Below are 18081 nucleotides of genomic sequence, written 5' to 3' on the forward strand. Positions count from 1 at the left end.
ACCTGTGGTGCCGGACCTGGGTCCGGCACCACAGCGGAGATCCTCCGGGTACGGGCTAGCGCGCCCGCGTGTAAGAGATGCGCGGTGCCTCCGGGGCGGTCATGCCGTTCCCGATGAAGAAGCCCGCCTGCGGCGGCTGGTTGTAGCCGACGTTCTGCCACGCCACCGAGAGCCGGTAGACCGGGTCGTGCATTAGCGTGGGGATTCTGAGGTCGGTCACGTCGACGGTCGTGTAGAGGCGCAGCTTGGTGCTGTCCTGGGACCGCCAGATGATCTCCTCTCGCCAGTCGCCGACCAGGTCGGCCTGGAGCGTCGGCGTCCCCTTGGTGGAGTTGTTCGAGTAGGTGCCCTCCGCGCGGAGGATCTCCTTGCTCGTCGTGCCGTCCCACTTGGAGATCGTGCCCACGCCGACGCCCTTGGCCTGGTCGTAGGTGTGGTCGACGATCTCGCGCAGCGGGTCGCCGTCCCACCAGGCGAGGAAGTTCGCCGCCGGGATCGACTGCCCGAGCAGCTCACCGGAGGCGGAGCGCAGCTCACCCTGCCTGGAGTTCCATTCGCCCGTCGCGGTGACCGCCCATGCCTCGGCGCCCGGATGCTTGGCGTCGATGTCGGCGGAAGCGGCGCGGCCGGTGTCCTTCGTGGCGGGCATCGACCACAGCACCTCGCCGGTGTCGGCGTCCCTGAAGGTGGCGCCGCGGTTGCCGCTGGAGCCCATGTCCTCGTGGGCCGCGAACACCTCGTAGCCGGGCCGGCTCGGGTCCAGGTCCGTGACGTGCAGCGCGTCGCCGTGACCCAGGCGGGTGCTGTACAGGCCCTCGCCGTCGTCGTCGACGGCCATCGAGCCGAAGACGATCTCGTCCTTCTGGTCGCCGTCGAGGTCCAGGACGGACAGGTTGTGGTTGCCCTGGCCCGCGTACGCACTGTTGCCGGGAGTGTTCGAGTCGAACACCCACCGCTGCTTCAGGTCCTTGCCGTCGAAGTCATAGGCGGCCAGGACGGTACGCGTGTAGTAACCGCGGCTGAAGACCACCGACGGGTGCTCGCCGTCGAGGTAGGCGACGGCCGCGAGGAACCGGTCCACGCGGTTGCCGTACGCGTCGCCCCACGCCGCCACGTCGCCGCGCGGCGGGGTGTAGTCGACGGTGTCGATCGCCTTGCCGGTGTTCCCTTCGAAGACCGTCAGGTACTCGGGACCCGACAGCACGTACCCGCTGGAGTTGCGGTAGTCCCTGCTGGGGTTGCCCAGGACGGTGCCCGCGGCGTCGACGGTGCCGTCGGCGGTCTTCATGACCACCTCCGACCTGCCGTCGCCGTCGAGGTCGTAGACCATCAGCTGGGTGTAGTGGGCTCCTGCGCGGATGTTCCTGCCGAGCGAGATCCGCCACTTCCGCTTGCCGGCCATCGTGTACGCGTCCACGTAGACGAGCCCGGTGTAGCCGGCCTGGGAGTTGTCCTTGGCGTTGCTCGGGTTCCAGATGAGGACCAGGTCGAGCTCGCCGTCGCCGTCCAGGTCGCCGACCGAGGCGTCGCCCGCGCTGTAGGTGTGGGGCTGGCCGTCCTTGGTGTAGTCGTCGGTCGGCTTGTCCAGCGGGATCTCCGTGTACGGCTGACTCCACACCCCGAACTCGGCCGTCGGGTCGCCGCCCACGGGGACCACCCGATAGACGGATTGTGTCGTCCCGTCAGGGTCGAGGTGGTTCGTGGCGCCCGTGACCTCCTTGATCTTCTTTCCGTCGCGCCAGATCTCGAACGCCTGGCCGGGGTCGTCCAGCCCGAGGAGCCGCCACCCGAGGTAGACGCCCGAGCCGGTGGAGACGGCGACCGGCGCCCGGTTCAGACGCTCCATCTGCCGCTTCAGCTTGGCGGCCGCCCGCGAGGCGGTCGACGGCGAGGGCTCGGAGGCGCCGCCCCTGTTGACGGCCACGATCCGGTAGTGGAAGGGGACCGTCGTGAGCACCTCGTCGTCGGTGAACGACGGCTCCTGCGTGCTCCCGATCAGCTTGTACGGACCCTCCGCCTGCTCGGCCCGCTGGACCCGGTACAGCAGTGCGCCCTCGACTCCGCTCCAGCGCAGCTCCACGCTGTTCTTCTCCACCTGGCCGAGGCGGGGTGCCTCCGGCACGGTCGGCGGCGTCACCGAGGAGTCCACGGTGGCGACCTTGACCGCGGCCGAGGGCACCGACTCGTCTCCGGCGGGGTCGAGTGCGGTCACCGTGTAGTCGTAGCGGGAGCCGATCTGGGCGGTCTTGTCGGTGTAGGAGGTTTCGGTCACCTTGCCGAGCAGGGTGGGCTTCACGTCGCCCTCCTCGGCCCGGAAGATCCGGTAGCCCGCCGCTCCGTCCGTCGCGGTCCAGCTCAGCGGCACGCTGGCGATGATCCCGTCGAAGGCGACCGTTCCGGCGGCCAGGCCCTCGGGGGCGGTCAGGATCGGGGTGATCTCCAGGCCGTTGAGGTGGGCGGTGGTGCCCGACACGACGACGTTCAGCTGCCCGTCGGTGACCTTGATCCCGGAGATGGCGGTCGTGCCGACGCTCCTGCTGCCGGAGACGGCGACGGCGGTGCCGCCCTCGGCGGAGATGTTCGTCCGCGCGGTGCCCAGCAGGTCGCCCACGTACGCCTTCAGGCCGTATAGACCGTTCGGCACGTCCACCTTGAACTCGTAGGAGCCGCCGAAGTAGGCCACGAAGTCCCTGCCGAGGTCGTCCAGCGCGCTGCCGCGGTCCCGGTCGATCATGTTCGCGGAGTTGGTGATCCCGAAGCCCTTCTCAGGCGTGTAGATCGTCGCCCGCGTGACCTGGGTGTACCCGGCGGCGACCGGCCCGGTGGCGGGCCCGAAGTCGTACTTGTACAGGGCACGCTTGGTGGTGATCGTCACGGGGTCGGACGGCTCGGAGTCGCCACGCCCGTTCACCGCCACCACGCGGAACTCGTACGTCTTGCCCTCCGCCAGGCCCGAGACCGAGGCCTGCGGGATCGCCGAGGTGGTGGCCAGGGCGCCGTCGCGGAGCACCTTGTAGACGTCGGCGGACTCGGCGGCATCCCACTTCAGGACGGCGCCCGCGTTCGAGATGCCGCCCGCGACCAGGCCGGTGGGCTTGGCGGGGACGGCGGCGGGCGGCTCGATCTCCCGCACCTGTCCCGACAGCGGCAGGCCCAGCGCCTTCACGCCGCCCGCGACCAGGCGTGCCATCTGGATGGCGCCATACTCCTGGAAGTGGGTGTTGTCCGTGGCGCCGTTCGGCCAGGCGCCGTAGACGCCCGCGGGGACGTGCAGGAACACCGACTTGGCCGCCTCGGGACCGATGCCGTCCAGGTATTCCCTGCTCAGGGTGGACAGGTCGACCAGCGCGACGTTCTCCTCCTGGGCCAGCTCTTTCATCTTCGCCACGTACTCAGGGAAGGAGACGTTGAACTTTCCGGTCGTGGCGTTGTAGTCCAGGCGGGAGACGGGCGTGACGAGGATCGGGGTCGCGCCGCGCTGCTTGGCGCCGTTGACGTAGACCTTCAGGTATTCCTTGTAGTCCGCGGGGGAGGCGTACCGGTCGGGGACGCTGACCGTCGCGTCGTTGTGTCCGAACTGGACGAAGAAGTAGTCGCCGGGCCTGATGGCCCGCAGGACCGTGTCGAGGCGGCCCTGGGTGATGAAGTTCTTGGAGCTGCGGCCGCCGATGGCGTGGTTGTCGAAGGCGACGCCGGTGCTGAAGAACTGCTCGATCATCTGACCCCACCCGGCCTCGGGCGCCCAGTAAGGGTCATAGGTCTGGACGGTCGAGTCGCCCGCGATGTAGGCGGTCGGGATCGTTCCGGGGGTGCGGTCGGCCTGCCGCGTGATCACCAGCGAGTTGATCTTCGGGGCGGTCCCGGAGAAGGTGAAGTCCAGCTTCCCGTCCACCAGGGCGATGCCGAAGGACATCTCCAGGTACTGGCCGGCCGCCTTGGCGGTCTGCTGCACCTTGGTCATCGACTCGACCGTGATGGCGAGGTCTGTCGCCTCGGTGGCGTCACCGGCGATGAGTGCGACGGTGTAGTCGCCGTTGGGCAGGTCGACGCTGAAGGTGGCGCCGCCGGTGGCGACGAAGTCGGATCGGAGCGCGTCGCCGGTGGCTCTGTCGGCCGAGGTCACACCTGAGGTGTCGGCGAAGCCGTATCCCTGGGTGGAGCTGTAGGCGGTGGTCTCGATGACGCGGGTGTAGCCGTCCTGAAGAGCGCTGTCGGAAGTGCCGAAGTCGAAGGCACGGTCAGCGTCGCCGGCGTGGGCCTGGGTCGGCGTTAGCGTTAACAAGCCCAGGACGAGGGCAATGGCCGCAGTCTTGCGCATGGGGCGTCCATTCGGGTGGTGCTTGGGGGATGTGGGGGTTTCGGCGCTATTGAATCGTTTTAATTGAAGGTCCGAAACTAGTGTGATCGGAAACTCACACGGATGTCAACGGGGAGGTGATCACACCCCTGGGGTCCGCCCAGTCACGCGGCTTGCGACACTCTCCGCCCGGGGCGGGATCACGCTGGTGCCGACTCCAGCGTGGTGGGGGCGCTTCCCTGATAGTGCCGTGACACGCTCTGCTCGGTGGCGTCGATGTAGTCGTGGAGGGCCTGGCGGGAGTGGATGAGCGTGTCGATGTGCTCGTCCAGGCCGTGCAGGCGTGCACGCAGGGTGTCCAGGAGCTCGGGGCAGGGCTCCAGCTCGGGGGCCGCGCCGGTGGCGCAGGGCAGTATGAACCCGATTTCCTGGGTCGACAGTCCGGCTTCGAGGAGCTTCCTGATCTGAGTCACGGTCAGGACGGCATCGTCGCCGTATTCGCGGTAGCCGTTGGTGCCGCGCCCGGGCTCGAGCAGGCCTTGAGCCTCGTAGTAACGCAGCTGATGCGCATGGACTCCGGTCAACCGGCTGAGCTCCCCGATCAGCATGCTCACTCCTCCTTGACCTTAATACCGGTATGAACGTTGAAGATTCTGCCATGACCACCAACCCACCAGAGGGGCACATGATGCAGAGTCGCGATGCCGGCAGCACTCCCGTGACGGTGATCGGCCTGGGGCTGATGGGCCAGGCCCTGGCCGGAGCGTTCCTGCGCGAAGGGCACCCCACGACCGTGTGGAACCGCACGGCAGCCAAGGCCGAACACCTTGTCGCCCAGGGCGCGAGACTCGCCGGGTCGGTCGGCGAGGCCGTCTCGGCAAGCCCGCTCGTGGTCGTCTGCGTCTCGGACTACGACACCGTGCACGAGCTCCTCGATCCGCTGGGCGAGGTCCTCGACGGCCGGGTCCTGGTGAACCTGACCTCGGGCACGTCGCAGGTCGCTCGTGAGCGCGCCGAGCGGACGGCGCGGCGGGGCGGCGCCTACCTCGACGGTGCGATCATGGCGGTCCCTCAGGGCATCGGCACGGCGGACGCCGTCATCGTCTACAGCGGGTCGCAGCCGGCCTTCGACCGGTACGAGCCGGTCCTGAGGAGCCTGGGTGCGGGAACGACGTACCTCGGTGGCGATCCCGGCCTGGCGTCGCTGCACGAGGTGGCCGTGCTGAGCCTGATGTGGAACATTCTGAACGGCTTCCTGCAGGGTGCCGCCTTGCTGGGCGCGGCGGGTGTGGACGCCGCGACGTTCGCCCCGATCGCGAAGGCGGGGATCGGGACCGTGGCCGACTGGCTGCCCGGCTACGCGCAGCAGATCGACGACGGCACGTACCCGGCCCTTGATTCCACCATCGACACTCACCTGGCCGCCATGGAGCACGTCATCCACGAGAGCGAGGTCCTCGGTGTCAATGCCGAGCTTCCGAGGTTCGTCAAGGCCCTGACCGACCGGGCGGTAGCCGATGGGCATGGCGGGAACGGCTACGCGGCGATGATCGAGCTGTTCCGCAAGCCTTCAGGGGTGCGCTCGTGATCGCCACACCGTTCAACCCGCACACGCTGCTCGTGGAAAGCCGGCTCGGTGTCCTGGCCACGATCAAGTCGGACGGCCGCCCGCAGCTTTCTCCCGTCATGCCCTTCTACGACCAGGACGCCGGTGTCATCTACGTGTCGATGAACGATGAAGCAGCCAAGACGGCGAATCTGCGCCGGGACCCGCGAGCCGCGGGGGAGCACCCGGATTGGGACGAGTACCGGTCGGTGATGGTGTCCGACCGCAGGGTGCTGATGGTGATGAGGGTCGAGCACGTGTACGGCGCCAAGATCCGCTGACCGCGCTCCAAAGAGGTGAGGCCGGCGGGCCCTTTCGTCTGACGGCTCGTTCCGGATGTGTGGGACTGATCACCTTCGATGTGTGGACTCCTGCACAGAGACTCGCGCGGGATCTCCGTAATGTCCCTGCTGCCGGACCGACCGGCACACATCGAACGGGGAGAACCCACCATGCGTAAGACCCTCGCCGCCGTCACGCTCGCCGGCTCCATGGCCGTCACCGCGCTCGCGCTGGCCCCGGCCGCCCAGGCCGCGACCCAGAGCGGCACCACCACCGTCAGCTGGGGCAAGTTCTTCTCCAGCGACCACAAGGCCTACACCTTCGGCAAGACGTTCCAGCACGGCGGCGCCGTGCACACCACCTGGTACGGCGTCGACAAGGTCGGCGGGAAGAAGGGCTGGGTGTGGTTCGAGTACTACAAGAACGGCTCCTGGCACCGCTTCAACCACTCCTGGGACGGCAAGGCCAGCGGCAGCTGGAAGGGCCACGGGATCAAGAAGATCTACACCTTCACCTGCTGGGCCGGCAAGTTCGACAACTGCGGCCGCAAGTACCGCATCTACTAGACCCGGCCGTGATGATCGCCCGGCGTGCAGCGCCGGCTGCCTGTCATACCGTCGGTGGGTGATCAGTTTGCACGACATTCTCGCCGATGCGGCCAGCGGGCATATGCCCCAGCCGGGGGCGGGCCCCACCATCGTTCCGCAGCCCTCCCGGCGTGACGCGGGAGTGATCGCTTTCACCGCTCACCACGTCATCTTCGCCGACCTCGACCAGGCGTGGATCAGATCCCGGCTTCCCGCCGGGGACCTTTCGGCCCCGCTCAACCCACCGTTCCTCAGGGAACTGGAAGCGCGCATGGAGCGCAGGGTCAACAACATCGACATGCTGGCCCTGGCCGGGCCCTGCGCCGGCCGGCCGCTGATCGATCTGGTCGAGGTCATGGATGATGCTCATCCCCGTGTCCAGCGTGCCCGCCGGTATCGCGACGACGTGCGGGTCTGGACCTGCCCGGGAGGGGTTCTGATCATCGGGCGTGGCGTCGCCGGTCGGTGGGAGGTCGCGATCGAAGTAGACCCGGCCGGCCAGGGACGCGGTCTGGGCCGAGCCCTTGCCCGCGCGGCGAGGCATCTCACCGGGCATCCGCTCTGGGCTCAGATCGCCCCAGGCAACGCGGCGAGCGTCCGGGCGTTTCTCGCGGCCGGGTACGTCCCGATGGGCGCAGAAGCACTTCTGGTCGCGGATTCCCCACGATGATCTACCGTCGGGCGGGTGGCGCGGCCTCTATAGGTTTCAAACGGTCCTTTCCCATCGGACCTCGCCGTCGTGCCATCGCTCAGTAGGACGCAGGCCGGCTGAGGTGGCGACGGCAGCCGAGGCCGCGTGGTCGGGGTGGATGTGCGCGATGATCGTGCGGATCCCCTGCTTCATGAGCCACTCGACCAGGGCCTTGGCGGACGCGGTGGCCAGGCCGCGGCCCTGCCACGGCGTCCCGATCACCCAGGCGATTTCGGCGGTGCCTTCGTCGATCGTGGCCTGCACATATCCGACGAGCGACTCTTCCTCGCGGGACCAGACCACCCAGTTGCACCAGCCGGGAGGTCCGGCGGCCAACCGCTCGTAGCGGGCGCGCAGCTCCGGCGCCGTGAGCGGGGCGCCGCCGGTGAACGTGTGGAGCTCGGGGTCGGACAGGACGACGGCCATCTCGTCGGCGTACTCGGGACGCAGTGGGAGAAGGCTGAGGATCGGGGTCTCGATGGTGTCCATGAGGGCTCCGGATACTTGCTCGTGTGACGCATTGAAGAGCCCCGTTCTCTGCGCGGCGCCGGCGCATCGGGTACGCGGGGCTCTCGACATTATCCGCACCGCGGTGGGCACGACCGCCGCCCCGGTCGTCCACAGGTTGTGCATAGCCGGCCTCGTTCAGCTGGAAGCCGGGTCTGCCTCCCCGAGGGGCCTCTCCCGCGGTGCCTCTGTCGCGTTGTGAGTCCCGGCGGGGCCGGGGTTGTGCTGCGTGGACGCCTTCGTGATGCCCGGTGCGGGAACAGCGGCCGGGTGCCCGGCCGGCGCTGTGGACGGGGTGGCGGGTGACGGCTTTATCCACAGAGGCCGGGGGTTATCCACAGGTGTGGATTCCGTGGGATTCTCACGCAGGAGCAGCAGGACGAAGGCCGGTACGGCCGCCAGAGCCGTCATCAGGATCACGGCCGCCGGCAGGTTGCCCGCCACCAGCAGCGGGGTGACCAGGGCGGCGCCGATGGGCGGCGTGGCCTGCATCATCGTGCGGAAGACGCTGAAGATCCGGCCGCGTTGCGCTGGGGGGACACGCTCCATGCGCAGCGACTGGGCCCACACCGTCATGGGGGCGCTGAACGTACCCATGATCAGGAAGGCTGCGGTCACCATCATCCAGTCGGGGCTGCCCAGGAGGGCGAGGATGCCGGCGGCCGCGACCAGCTCGACGAGGGCGATCGCGGTCAGCCTGCCGATTCTGGGCCGCCACGCGCCTGCCGCGAAGCCGCCCAGCAGTTCCCCCGCCGACAGGGCGGCCATCAGGAGGGACAGGGTGGCGCCGTCGCCCGGCAGGTGCTCCTTGGCCAGCCAGGGTGCCACTACCATGGTCATCGCGCCTTCGGCGATGTTGAACGCCATGAAGGCGACGGTCGTGGCGATGAGGACCTTGTCGCGGAACACGGGGGCCTTCGGGGAAGGCGTGGTCTTCCGAGGGCGCAGGGGAGTACGGATCCGGGTCAGCGCGATGGTGAAGCAGACGTAGGTGGCGGCGTCCAGGGCCAGCATGTTGGCCGGGCCGACCGTGGCGAGGAGGGGTGCGGCCAGGGTGAAGCCGATGATGCCCGACAAGGAGTAGCTCACGGACTCCAAGGCGTTGGCGGCGTCGCGCTGCCCCTCGGCCACGAGGTCGGGGATGGTCGCGGGACGGCGGCCATGGGGACCATCTTGAGGAGGCCGTACACCGCCGCGACCAGGAACGGCAGCCATTCCGGCACGCCGCCGACGGCCGCGGCGATCGGGATCGACGCCACCGTGGCGCCGCGCAGGACGTTGTCGACGATCAGGACCGTCCGCTTGTCGAAGCGGTCGAGCACGAAGCCCGCCGCCAGGCCGCCGATCAGCACGGGAGCGGTGTAGCAGACGGCCAGTACGCCGAGCTTCGCGGTGCCGTCCCGCTGGGCGAGCACGAGCCAGGACAGGGCGATGTAGGTCATGCTGTCGCCCATCACGGAGACGGACGCGCCCAACCACAGGCGGCGGAAATCCGGCCTGCTCCTGAGGAGCGGCAGATAGGTGGACACGTCCTCAGCTCCGCTCGCGGAGATGCTGCATCGCGTACGAACGCCACGGGCGCCACCGTTGTACGTGCTGCTCCGCCGCCGGTCCGAGGCGACGCAGGCCGCACTGAACGGCAGGGTCTCCGGGCAGGAACACGTCCGGGTCGCCGAGGGCCCGCAGGCGGATCCGCCCCACCGCGTCCGCCGTCACGCCGGGCAGGGCGAGGAGCTCGCGTGCGACCTGGTCGCGGCCGGCCTCGAGGTGTACGGCTCCGGCGGTCAACGCCCGGGCGAGGGCGGCAACCGGGGGCGGCACGTCCGCGGCGTTCGCCAGGACCTCCATGGACGGGAAGACAGAGCGGACGGCCGCATCGGAGCGCAGGGGAGTGCCGTGGCGCTGGACGAGGTCGGTAAGTAGGGCCCGGCCCTCGCTGGTCTCCTCGTTCACGATCGCACGAACCGCCATCTCGGCCGCGTCGACGTGGCCTGGCACCCGCCTGCCGGGTGCGACCGCGATCAAGGGAGCCAGGAGCGGGTCGGCGCCGAGGTGGTCGTTGATGTCTCGGGGGTCGGCGTCCAGGTCCAGGAGTAGGCGGCAGCGCCGTACCGCGGCAGGCAGGTCGCGCAGGGCGTCGAGGCGCAGCTCGCAGGACACGGATGCCTCGCCCGGCCGCAGCGTGACGATGCCGAGGCCGTGCGGGAGGGTGAGCGCTCGGCGGTAGAAGTCGTCGCCGGCCTCCTCCAGACCGGGGATCGCGCGGTCGGCCAGGTACCGGAACAGGCCGGCCAGGTCCAGGGGCGGGCGGTAGGCGAGGCGCAGGTGGATCGTCCCGCGCGCCCGCAGGGTGGAGGGGCGCAGCGCGGTGGGGGTGGTGCCGTAGACCTTGCGGATCGTGTCGTTGAACTGGCGGATCGTGGAGAAGCCCGCCACGAAGGCGATCTCGCCGGCCGGCAGGTTCGTGGATTCCAGGAGCGTTCTGGCGTTGGCCGCGCGTTGGGCCCTGGCGAGCGCCTGCGGGCCCGCCCCCAGGTCGGCGACGAGCTGACGGCGGAGCTGGCGCTCGCTGTAGCCGAGCCGGGCGGCGAGTCCGGTGACGCCTTCCCGGTCCACGAGCCCGTCGGCGATCAGCTGCATGGCGCGGCCGGTGACGTCGGCGCGGACGTTCCACTCGGGGGAGCCGGGAGCGGTGTCGGGGCGGCAGCGTCTGCACGCGCGGAAGCCGGCCTCCTGGGCGGCCGCGGCGGAGGGGTAGAAACGCACGTTTTCCGGCTTGGGCAGGGCCGCCGGGCAACTGGGGCGGCAGTAGATGCCGGTGGTCACGACGGCGACGAAGAAACGGCCGTCGAAGCGGCCGTCCCGGCTCCTGAGCACGGCGTACGCGTCTTCGTCTGCGAGCATGCGCCCTACTTTCCCCGCTCGCCGGCCGCCGCCTCTAGTGACGATCGGACATCAAGCGCCGGCCCAGGACCATTAACCCATCCGCCTGAGCTGCTGCTCCCGCGCCCCCGCATCCCCGGGCAGGTTCCGTCCGGCCAGCTCTCCCGCGATCCGCTCGCGGAACTCGACCGGCCGATGGTCGTCGTACTTGAACTTGGCCCGCACTCCCACGACCTCCAGCCGCAGCCCGCGGATCGCCGACAACATCTTGCGGTACGGCCCCTCCTCGGCGGCCACGACCCCATGCCCGCCGTCCGGCTGGTGATGGGCCAGCTGGCGGCGCAGGATCTCCGCCTTCCCCTCCTTGTCGTCCACGATCTTCGCCGTGCAGGTGAGCTGAACGGAGGTGTAATAGCTGGTCGGCACGCCGTTGTCGGGGGAGTCCGAGCGCCACATCGACGGGATGTAGGCGTAGTCGTCGTGCACGCTCACCAGCACCGTCGGGTTCGCCTCCAGCGCGACCCAGATCGGATTGGGCCTGGCCAGATGGAGCACGACCTCGCCGTCGCCGTCGAACAGGAAGTGCGTCGGCACCACCACCGGCGGGCCGCCGTCGGTGCCGTTCGCCGCCAGTTGCCCGAAGTCGCGCGTGCGCAGCCAGCTCCGCCACTCGTTTCCGTCGCGGGCCGCGTCCCATGGATGAATGAGCACCGGAACCCCTTTGTATTGGTACATAATAGATTTTGTGCTAGAAACATATCGTGTCACCGGTGGGACGGCCAACGAGATAGCGGCCGGCGTCGAGGCCGCCGTGTCGGATGGGCGGCTGGCGCCGGGCGCGCCGCTTCCCCCGGTCCGCGAGTTGGCCACGCAGGCCCAGGTCAGTCCCAACACGGCGGCGGCCGCCTATCGGCTGCTGCGTGAGCGCGGGATCGTGGAGACCGCCGGGCGGCGGGGCACCAGGATCAGGCCGAGGCCCGCCAGCACGGCACGCGAGGACATCCGCATCGAGGTGCCGCCGGGCGTCCGGGACCTGTCCAAGGGCAACCCCGACCCCACCCTGCTGCCGCCGCTGCACGAGGCGCTCGCCGCCGCCGCCCGCGCACACCAGGACCGGCCCGCCATGTACGGCACGGGCGACGACGAGGAACTCCTCGCCCTGGCCGGGGCCCGCCTGCGTGGAGACGGCGTGCCGGCCGCGCCGCTGGCGATCAGCTCGGGCACCCTTGACGCGGTCGAACGGGTGCTGAACACCTGCCTGCGTCCCGGCGACGCGGTCGCGGTGGAGGACCCCGGCTGGTCGGCCCTGCTGGACCTGGTGGCCGCGCTCGGCCTGCGTCCCGTGCCGATGCGGCTCGACGACGACGGCCCGCTGCCCGAGGAGCTCGGCAAGGCGCTGCGGGGCGGGGCCCGGGCCGCGGTGATCACCGCCCGCGCGCAGAACCCGACCGGCGCCGCCGTCACCGCGGCACGTGCCGCGGCCCTGCGAGCCGAACTGGCCGCGCACCCAGGGGTGCTGCTCGTCGAGGACGACCACGGCGACGGCTTCGTGGACGTTCCCCTGCATCCGCTGGCCGGCGCCACGGCCCGCTGGATACTCGTCCGCTCCACGGCCAAGGCGTTCGGCCCTGACCTGCGGCTCGCGCTCATCACTGGCGACCCGGTCACGCTGGACCGGCTGCGGGGGCGGCAGCGGCTGGCCGCGGGCTGGGTCAGCCACCTGCTGCAGACGGCCGTGGCCCACCTGTGGCGCACGAGGGCGGTGGACACCGCCGCGGTGGCGGCCTCGTACGCCGAGCGGCGCGACGGCCTAGTCGCGGCGCTGGCCGCGCGTGGCGTCGCCGCACACGGCCGTACCGGGCTCAACGTATGGGTGCCCGTCCCGGACGAGGCCGCCGCGATCACCGGCCTGCTGGCCCGCGGCTGGGCCGCCGCGCCGGGCGCGCGCAACCGGGTCGCCACGCCGCCCGCGCTCCGCCTCACCGTCTCGCCGCTGCGGCCGGAGGACATCGCGCCGCTGGCCGACGACGTCGCCGCCGCCGTACACCCGCCGTCACGCGGCCGGTACGGCTGAGCATCACTGGTGCTGATTCACGTGAATCATGGGCTTCGACGGCATCAGACAGTGGGCCAGCACGCCGAGGGCTCCCATCACCAGCACCGCCAGCCCCGCCAGAGTCGCGGCCACCCATCCGCCGTCCAGCGTGCCGAAGAACGCCGCGCCGGTCACCGTGCCGCCGAGCACGCCCCCGGCCTCCTGCACGGTTCCGAGCACCCCGGCCGCGGCGCCGGCGCGCTCTCGCCGTACCCGGGACAGGACGGAGGAGATCAGCGGCGACATCAACAGCCCCATCCCGCCCCCGGTCACGAATAACGCCCCCGCCACCTGGTACGGCCCCGCCCCGCCTCCCACGACGTATCCCAGCAGCCCCAGCCCCACGACCACCATCAGCGCGGCCACCGCCGGCGGCACCCGTCCGGCCCGGAGCGACGTGAGGAAGAAGCCGGCGTTCAACGCGGTGCACACGGCACCGGCCGCCAGCGGACTCAGCCCGAGACCTTCCTGCAGGTACAGGGCGAGCACGAACGACAACCCTGCCGACGTGCCGAACAGCAGCGCCACCGCCACCAGTCCGCCCGCGAACCCCTTCTCCGCGAACACCGCCAGGTCGAGCAGCGGCGCCCGGCCGGAGGCCGACAGCCGCCGTTGCCGTCGTACGAAGCCGGCCAGAAGCGGCGCCGCGGCCGCCAGGCACCACCACGTCCACCCCTGCTCCCGCCCCTCGACCAACGGCAGCACCACGGCCACGAGCCCCGCCGCGACCAGCGCCGCCCCGGCCAGGTCGAGATCACGCCGATCGCCGGAGCCCGGGGTGCGGGGGAGCACCCGGGTGGTCAACGCCAGGGCCGCCACCCCGATCGGCACGTTGACCAGGAAACAGGCCCGCCAGCCCAGCCCCAGGGGATCGGCCGCCACCAGCAGCCCGCCGATCGCCTGACCGCTCACGCCGGCCACGCCGACGGCGGTGCCGTACCAGCCGAACGCCCTGGCCCGGGCCGCGCCCTCGAGCAGCACGCCGAGCAGCGTGAGCGCCTGCGGCGCGAGCAGCGCTGCCGCGACACCCTGCGCGACCCTGGCCAGCACCAGCGACCCGGCGTCGGGGGAGAGCCCGCAGGCCGCCGACGCCACCGTGAACAGCGCCAGCCCGGCGGCGAACACGCGGCGCCGGCCGTACAGGTCGCCGAGCCGCCCGGAGACGATCAGGCCGGCGGCGTAGGCGAGCCCGTACCCGGCGATCACGAACTGCACGGCGGTGTCGCCCGCGCCCAGACCGGTCCGGATCGACGGTACGGCCAGGTTGGCGATGAAGAAGTCGAGGGTGGTCATGTACACGGCGACGAGCACGACAGGCAGCGCGATCATGGGACTCCAGGGGAAACGTCGGGCCATAGGAGAACACCGGCGGACGCCGAACGGTTGACCCTCACTCTGGAGCCGGCGGGTTTCGATCCCGTGCTGATCCGCTTCGGACGCGGCGTGCGCCCACCCATCCACCGATCGGTGGATATCGCCGACCGCGCTCACGGGCGAATCTCAGATCATGACAGCGATCATCGAGATCAACGAACTACGCAAGAGCTACAAATCGGGCGCGGCTATCGACGGCGTCACCCTGCGGGTGGAGCGAGGCGAGATCTTCGGCCTCGCCGGCCCCAACGGCGCGGGGAAGACCACGCTCGTCGAGTGCGTGTCGGGGCTGCGGCGGGCGGACGGCGGCACGCTACGCGTGCTCGGCCTGGACCCGCACACCGACCGGCGCGTGCTCCTCCAGCGCATCGGCGCCCAGCTGCAGGAGGCGGCCCTGCCCGATGCCATCAAGGTTGGCGAGGCGTTGCGGATGTACGCCTCCTTCTACGACAGGCCAGCCGATTGGCGGGCGGTCATGGACGAATGGGGACTGGCGGACAGGAAGAGCGTCCGGTTCGCGAACCTGTCCGGCGGCTGGAAACAGCGGCTGTTCATCGCTCTCGCCCTGGTCGGCAATCCGGAGCTGGTCCTGCTCGACGAACTCACCACCGGCCTCGATCCGGCCGCCCGCCGTACCACGTGGGGTCTGATCCGCGCCATGCGCGAGCGCGGGGTCACGGTCGTACTCGTCACCCACTTCATGGACGAGGCCGAGGCCCTGTGCGACCGCCTCGCCGTCATCGACCGGGGCCACGTCATCGCCGAGGGCACGCCTCGGGACCTGATCGCGAAGGCGGGGTCCGACTCGCTGGAGAACGCGTACTTCACCCTGACCGAAAGGACCGAAGCGGCATGAAAGGCATCACGCAGGTCGTCACCGTCGAGCTGAAGCTCATCGTCCGGGATCCGATGTCGGCGTTCTTCGCGCTCGTCTTCCCCGCGATCATGCTCTGGGTCAAGTTGCGCGGTGGCAACAAGCCGCTGCCCGGCGGCACGCCGCTGATCGACGCCACGGTACCGATGCTGATCATCTTCGTCATCGGCCTGGCCGCGCTGGTCGTCCTGCCTGCCACGCTGGCCCAATATCGGGAGCGCCGGGTGCTGAAACGGCTCCGCGTCACTCCTGCTTCGCCGACGATGTTGTTCGGGGCGCAGTGGGCCGCGCACATGCTGCTGGCCGTGCTGGGGTCGTGGCTGCTGATCGCCATCGGCGCGGTCGCGTACGGGCTGAGCGCACCCGCTCAGCTCCTGGGCGTCCTGGTGGCGTGGCTGCTGAGCGCGCTGAGCCTGGGCGCCATCGGTCTCCTCCTCGGCGCTCTTGCCCCCTCCGGGCGGGCCGCGACCGTGATCGGATTGAGCCTCTTCTTCCCGATGGTCTTCCTCGCGGGCGTCGTGATCCCCCGCGAGAGCATGTCCGGCTCCATGCGCGCCATCGGCGATCTCATGCCCATGGCGCCCGCGGTCGAGGCGATCCGCGATGGCTGGGCCGGTGGCGCGGCGTCGCCGATTACGCTGGGCGTCATGGTCGCGATCTCGGTCGTCGCGGGTGGCGCCGCCCTGAGGGCGTTCCGGTGGTAAGGGCCGGCGCCGGCGTGGAGGTCACGCGCTGGGATCGTGTGCAGCCGGCGCTGCCGTACCTGTTCATCCTCCTGCCTGCGATCTTCGCCCTGCTGCGGGAGTGGCGGTGGGAAGTGCTGGCACTGGCGGCATTCGCGGCCGCTTGGCACTGGTTGATGGTGACCAGGTGGGCAGCGCGCCCGTTGCCGCTGATCGCCTACTTCGGGGTGCTGCTCGCCGTGGTGGCCGTCCTGGTCAGGATCGACTCGGTGTTCACGGTGACCGGCGTGGGGGTGTTCGTCCAGTGCTTCGCCCTGCTGCCCGGGTGGTGGGCGTACGGAGGGGTGGCCGTCACGGTCGGCGTGCTGGTCGCCGCCCGTCTCCAGCCCGGCAGACCCCCGGCCGAACTGCTCTCCTCCTTCGTCGTCGGAGTGCTGATCGCCTCCGCGACCGGCCTGATCATCCGAACGATCGTCGACCAGAACGACCAGCACAAGGCGGCGATCGCGGAGCTGAAGGACAAGAGCGCCAAGCTGGCGGCGCTCGCCGAGGACAACGCGAACCTCCACGCGCAGCTTTTGAGCCGCGCCCGCGAGTCCGGCGTGCTGGAGGAACGGCAGCGCATGGCCAGAGAGATCCACGACACCATCGCCCAAGGGCTGACCGCCATCCTCACCCAGGTCGAGGCCGCCGAAGCGGCGGTCGGGGAGGACATGCCCGCGGCTCGCGCGCGCCTGGATACGGTGCGGACCGTGGCCAGGGAGAGCCTGACCGAAGCGCGCCGCTCCGTTCAGGCGCTGCGGCCGGGGCCGCTGCAGCATGATGCCGAGCTGGCGACCGTGATCCGCGAATTCACGGAGAAGTGGTCGCTGAGCACGGGCGTGGCCGCGTCCGTGCAGGTCACCGGCGATCCCCGGCCGCTGCATGGGGAAGTGGAGACGTCCCTGCTCCGGGTGGCGCAGGAGGCCCTGAACAACGTCGCCAAGCACGCCGCCGCCGATCGGGTCGGGGTCACCTTGTCGTACATGGAGGATGTGGTGGCGCTGGACGTACGCGACAACGGTCGTGGGTTCAGCCCGGATGGGACGGATGGGGGAGGCTTCGGCCTCATGGCGATGCGCCAGAGAGTGACCCGTTTAGCAGGAAATTTCGTGATCGAGGCGGCTCCTGGCATGGGTACGGGAGTCTGCACAACTGTCCCGGCCATCCCCGCGGAGCCGAAGTCCGATCCCCACCCCGACTCCCATGTGGGAACGTGACCATGCCGCCGATACGTTTGATCATCGTGGACGACCACCCGATCGTCCGTGACGGCCTACGCGGCATCTTCGCCGCCGACGAGGCCTTCGAGATCGTCGGCGAGGCCGCCGACGGCCCTGAGGCCCTTGCGGTGGCCCTAAGCACCAAGCCCGACGTCGTGCTCCTGGACCTCCGCATGCCGAAGATGACCGGCTCGGAAGTCATCCGCCGCCTCCGTGAGCAGACCCCCGGCATCCATGTCCTGGTGCTGACGACTTTCGACGACGACGCCGACGTCCTGCCGGCGATCGAGCAGGGCGCCACCGGTTACCTCCTCAAGGACACACCCCGCGCAGAACTCCGTCGTGCCGTGCAGGCGGCGGCCCGCGGCGAAACCGTGCTGTCCCCGGCCGTGGCCGGCGTCCTGCGGCACAAGGCCCAGGAGCCGGAACCGCGGACGCTCAGCCCGCGTGAGCTTGAGGTGCTCAGGCTCATCGCCCGCGGGGCGACCAACCGAGAGATCGCCGGCCGGTTGTTCATCACTGAGGCGACGGTGAAGACGCATTTGCTGCATGTCTTCGCCAAGCTCGAGGTGAAGGACCGGGCGGCCGCGGTGGCGGCGGCGTACGAGACCGGTCTGCTCAAGCCGGCGGCCGGCGACTGAGCCGACTCCACAAGTCATCTTGACAGACCTCCACATCCCACCATGCGCGAAACGACCCTAATCACCTGCGGCAAACCTCCGGGTGACCAGGGGATTCGAGCAGGATGAACGGGGAGTGACGGCGGAGCGACATCCCTCCGCCGAGTCGCTGCGGACGGCTGCCGCGCCCATTGACCTGGCAAAACATGAGCATCCCTCTGAGGGTGTCCGTCTTGCCCCGAAACCTGAGGATTTCTGACACAGGAATGTTTCGATCACGGTGACGGTTGGTCAACTTGCCCTCATTCTCTGTTATGGTC

17 protein-coding genes are annotated in these 18081 nt (G+C 70.0%); 9 read left to right on the forward strand and 8 right to left on the reverse strand.

Annotated features, from left to right (window positions below):
- Positions 1-55: 55 nt before the first annotated feature.
- Together ACTWQA_RS43670 and ACTWQA_RS43675 are read right to left on the reverse strand one after the other, a co-directional pair.
- Complete coding sequence (locus ACTWQA_RS43670; RefSeq protein ID WP_443164772.1) at positions 56-4318, reverse strand: rhamnogalacturonan lyase family protein; 4263 nt, start codon at positions 4316-4318, stop codon at positions 56-58.
- A 179-nt stretch (positions 4319-4497) separates the two neighbouring features.
- Positions 4498-4905 carry a MerR family transcriptional regulator gene (locus ACTWQA_RS43675; RefSeq protein ID WP_443164773.1) on the reverse strand — a complete coding sequence of 136 codons (408 nt, stop codon included), beginning with the start codon at positions 4903-4905 and terminating at the stop codon, positions 4498-4500.
- Positions 4906-4955: 50 nt separating this feature from the next.
- Between ACTWQA_RS43675 and ACTWQA_RS43680 the strand changes: the two genes are divergently transcribed.
- The 4 genes from ACTWQA_RS43680 (at position 4956) to ACTWQA_RS43695 (ending at position 7442) form a co-directional block, all read left to right on the forward strand.
- Positions 4956-5885, forward strand: a complete 930-nt coding sequence (locus tag ACTWQA_RS43680; RefSeq protein WP_443164774.1) for an NAD(P)-dependent oxidoreductase — start codon at positions 4956-4958, stop codon at positions 5883-5885.
- On the forward strand, positions 5882-6184 hold the full coding sequence (locus tag ACTWQA_RS43685; RefSeq protein WP_443164775.1) for a pyridoxamine 5'-phosphate oxidase family protein: 303 nt from the start codon (positions 5882-5884) through the stop codon (positions 6182-6184). The genes ACTWQA_RS43680 and ACTWQA_RS43685 overlap by 4 nt, the downstream gene beginning before the upstream one ends.
- A 171-nt stretch (positions 6185-6355) precedes the next feature.
- Positions 6356-6751, forward strand: a complete 396-nt coding sequence (locus ACTWQA_RS43690; RefSeq protein WP_443164776.1) for a hypothetical protein — start codon at positions 6356-6358, stop codon at positions 6749-6751.
- Between the two features lie 58 nt (positions 6752-6809).
- Positions 6810-7442, forward strand: coding sequence for a GNAT family N-acetyltransferase (locus ACTWQA_RS43695; protein WP_443164777.1), 633 nt, complete (start codon positions 6810-6812; stop codon positions 7440-7442).
- Between the two features lie 36 nt (positions 7443-7478).
- On the opposite strand, the gene ACTWQA_RS43700 is transcribed toward ACTWQA_RS43695, so the two are convergent.
- From ACTWQA_RS43700 to ACTWQA_RS43720, 5 genes are all read right to left on the reverse strand, one after another.
- Positions 7479-7952, reverse strand: coding sequence for a GNAT family N-acetyltransferase (locus tag ACTWQA_RS43700; protein WP_443164778.1), 474 nt, complete (start codon positions 7950-7952; stop codon positions 7479-7481).
- A gap of 156 nt (positions 7953-8108) precedes the next feature.
- A complete protein-coding gene (locus ACTWQA_RS43705; protein ID WP_443164779.1) occupies positions 8109-9101 on the reverse strand; it encodes an MFS transporter in 993 nt (330 codons plus the stop codon).
- Positions 9056-9499, reverse strand: coding sequence for an MFS transporter (locus ACTWQA_RS43710; protein ID WP_443164780.1), 444 nt, complete (start codon positions 9497-9499; stop codon positions 9056-9058). Before ACTWQA_RS43710 ends, ACTWQA_RS43705 begins: the two co-directional genes overlap by 46 nt.
- A gap of 4 nt (positions 9500-9503) precedes the next feature.
- Positions 9504-10874: a DNA-3-methyladenine glycosylase 2 family protein gene (locus ACTWQA_RS43715; RefSeq protein WP_443164781.1), complete on the reverse strand. Its 1371-nt coding sequence runs from the start codon at positions 10872-10874 to the stop codon at positions 9504-9506.
- Positions 10875-10946: 72 nt separating this feature from the next.
- Positions 10947-11564 (reverse strand): FMN-binding negative transcriptional regulator, encoded by a 618-nt coding sequence (locus ACTWQA_RS43720; protein WP_443164782.1) that lies wholly within the window; start codon positions 11562-11564, stop codon positions 10947-10949.
- Positions 11565-11598: 34 nt separating this feature from the next.
- Here ACTWQA_RS43720 and ACTWQA_RS43725 point away from each other — a divergent pair, with 34 nt between their 5' ends.
- Entirely contained in the window at positions 11599-12927 is a 1329-nt protein-coding gene (locus ACTWQA_RS43725) for an aminotransferase class I/II-fold pyridoxal phosphate-dependent enzyme (protein WP_443164783.1), read from the forward strand.
- Positions 12928-12930: 3 nt separating this feature from the next.
- On the opposite strand, the gene ACTWQA_RS43730 is transcribed toward ACTWQA_RS43725, so the two are convergent.
- Positions 12931-14277 carry an MFS transporter gene (locus tag ACTWQA_RS43730; RefSeq protein ID WP_443164784.1) on the reverse strand — a complete coding sequence of 449 codons (1347 nt, stop codon included), beginning with the start codon at positions 14275-14277 and terminating at the stop codon, positions 12931-12933.
- Between the two features lie 178 nt (positions 14278-14455).
- On the opposite strand from ACTWQA_RS43730, the gene ACTWQA_RS43735 reads away from it, so the two are divergent.
- From ACTWQA_RS43735 to ACTWQA_RS43750, 4 genes are read left to right on the forward strand one after another with little or no spacing between them, the layout of a single operon-like run.
- The gene (locus ACTWQA_RS43735) at positions 14456-15178 is read left to right on the forward strand and encodes an ABC transporter ATP-binding protein (RefSeq protein ID WP_443164785.1); all 723 of its coding nucleotides are present in this window, start codon (positions 14456-14458) and stop codon (positions 15176-15178) included.
- A complete protein-coding gene (locus ACTWQA_RS43740) occupies positions 15175-15900 on the forward strand; it encodes an ABC transporter permease (protein WP_443164786.1) in 726 nt (241 codons plus the stop codon). Before ACTWQA_RS43735 ends, ACTWQA_RS43740 begins: the two co-directional genes overlap by 4 nt.
- Positions 15901-15914: 14 nt before the next feature.
- On the forward strand, positions 15915-17138 hold the full coding sequence (locus ACTWQA_RS43745; protein WP_443164787.1) for a sensor histidine kinase: 1224 nt from the start codon (positions 15915-15917) through the stop codon (positions 17136-17138).
- A gap of 2 nt (positions 17139-17140) precedes the next feature.
- Complete coding sequence (locus tag ACTWQA_RS43750; protein WP_443164788.1) at positions 17141-17782, forward strand: response regulator; 642 nt, start codon at positions 17141-17143, stop codon at positions 17780-17782.
- The last annotated feature ends 299 nt before the right edge of the window (positions 17783-18081 follow it).

Origin of the sequence: Nonomuraea sp. 10N515B (genome assembly GCF_052245915.1) — a bacterium.
In the GTDB taxonomy this organism is placed as follows: Bacteria; Actinomycetota; Actinomycetes; order Streptosporangiales; family Streptosporangiaceae; genus Nonomuraea.

Bases quoted from the DNA above. Each gene is read 5' to 3' on its own strand.
- ACTWQA_RS43735 (WP_443164785.1), top strand. From the start codon at position 14,456: ATGACAGCGATCATCGAGATCAACGAACTACGCAAGAGCTACAAATCG.
- ACTWQA_RS43670 (WP_443164772.1), bottom strand. From the start codon at position 4,318: ATGCGCAAGACTGCGGCCATTGCCCTCGTCCTGGGCTTGTTAACGCTA.
- ACTWQA_RS43690 (WP_443164776.1), top strand. From the start codon at position 6,356: ATGCGTAAGACCCTCGCCGCCGTCACGCTCGCCGGCTCCATGGCCGTC.
- ACTWQA_RS43715 (WP_443164781.1), bottom strand. From the start codon at position 10,874: ATGCTCGCAGACGAAGACGCGTACGCCGTGCTCAGGAGCCGGGACGGC.
- ACTWQA_RS43750 (WP_443164788.1), top strand. From the start codon at position 17,141: ATGCCGCCGATACGTTTGATCATCGTGGACGACCACCCGATCGTCCGT.
- ACTWQA_RS43675 (WP_443164773.1), bottom strand. From the start codon at position 4,905: ATGCTGATCGGGGAGCTCAGCCGGTTGACCGGAGTCCATGCGCATCAG.
- ACTWQA_RS43700 (WP_443164778.1), bottom strand. From the start codon at position 7,952: ATGGACACCATCGAGACCCCGATCCTCAGCCTTCTCCCACTGCGTCCC.
- ACTWQA_RS43730 (WP_443164784.1), bottom strand. From the start codon at position 14,277: ATGATCGCGCTGCCTGTCGTGCTCGTCGCCGTGTACATGACCACCCTC.
- ACTWQA_RS43680 (WP_443164774.1), top strand. From the start codon at position 4,956: ATGACCACCAACCCACCAGAGGGGCACATGATGCAGAGTCGCGATGCC.
- ACTWQA_RS43740 (WP_443164786.1), top strand. From the start codon at position 15,175: ATGAAAGGCATCACGCAGGTCGTCACCGTCGAGCTGAAGCTCATCGTC.